Here is a 1268-nt window from a genome sequence, read left to right as displayed (position 1 = left end):
CCTGTCGCTGCCGCTCCTCGTGATCCAGGGCCTCGCCTTCGCCGGCGGGCTCGTGGCCGTCGCGCTCGTCTATGCCGTCGCGACCCTCGTCCGCGGGCGCGATCCCGTCCTCGTCCTCGTGCTGGCGGGGATCGTGATCGGCACGCTCCTCGGGGCTGGCGTCTCGATGATCAAGGTCCTGGCCGATCCCTACAACCAACTCCCGGCGATCACCTTCTGGCTTCTCGGCTCGCTCGCCGCCGTCAACCGAGACGACCTCCTGACGATCGCACCGCTCTTCATTCTCGCCGCGGCGCCGCTCGTCGCGCTCCACTGGCGCATGAACGTCATGACGCTCGGCGAGGAGGAGGCGCGGAGCCTCGGCGTCGACACGACGAAGGTGCGGATCGCCGTGATCGTCTGCGCCACTCTGATGACCGCGGCCGTCGTCTCCGTCAGCGGCATCGTCGGCTGGGTCGGCCTCGTCATCCCGCACATCGCGCGCTTCCTCGTCGGTCCCTCGTTCGGCCGCCTGTTGCCGGTCGCGATGCTGATGGGGGGCGCCTTCATGCTCGTCGTCGACACGCTCGCGCGCGCGCTCGGGCCGATGGAGATCCCGCTCGGCGTGCTCACCTCGATCGTCGGCGCGCCGATCTTCATCTGGGTGCTGGCGACCGCGAGGCGGGACTGGCAATGAGCCACCCGTTCCTGCGCCTCGATGACGTGTCGTTCGGCTACGGCAGGAGGGTCGTCGGCTCCGGCCTGTCGCTCGCCTGCGACGAAGGGCAGGCGGTGGCTCTGCTCGGGCCCAATGGCAGCGGCAAGACCACGCTCTTCAAGACGATCCTCGGGCTCATCCCGCCGCTCGGCGGCCGCGTCACCGTCGACGGAGAGGACACGCGCCACTGGTCAGCCCGGCGCAGGGCGCGCCTGTTCGGGTACGTGCCGCAATCCTCCCCCGGCTACTTCCCCTTCTCCGTGACGGAGATGGTGATGATGGGCCGCACGGCACGGCTTGGCGCCTTCTCCGCGCCGTCGGAGGCGGACGGCATCGCGGCCGCGAGAGTGATCGACCGCCTCGGGATCGGCCGCCTCGCCGAGCGCTCCTACACGGAACTCAGCGGCGGCGAGCGCCAGCTCGTGCTGATCGCCCGGGCGCTCGCCCAGGAGCCGCGGATCCTGATCCTCGACGAGCCGACCGCGAGCCTCGACTTCGGCAACCAGATCATGGTCGTCGAGACGGTCCGCCACCTCGTCGAGGAGGGGCTGACGGTCATCCTGTCCACCCA

Annotated in this window: 2 protein-coding genes; both read left to right on the top strand. The window is 70.3% G+C overall.

Annotation, left to right across the window (positions count from 1 at the left end; genetic code table 11):
* The coding region (locus N177_RS08550) for a FecCD family ABC transporter permease (protein WP_040485444.1) at positions 1 to 676 on the top strand (676 nt) is incomplete at its 5' end.
* Positions 673 to 1268: ABC transporter ATP-binding protein (locus tag N177_RS08545; RefSeq protein WP_040485443.1), on the top strand; the 596-nt coding region annotated here is incomplete at its 3' end. The genes N177_RS08550 and N177_RS08545, both read left to right, overlap by 4 nt.

Origin of the sequence: Lutibaculum baratangense AMV1 (genome assembly GCF_000496075.1) — a bacterium.
In the GTDB taxonomy this organism is placed as follows: Bacteria; Pseudomonadota; Alphaproteobacteria; order Rhizobiales; family Tepidamorphaceae; genus Lutibaculum; species Lutibaculum baratangense.
The sequence above is the reverse complement of the archived record's forward strand: the minus strand, read 5'-3'. Positions and strand labels throughout refer to the sequence as shown.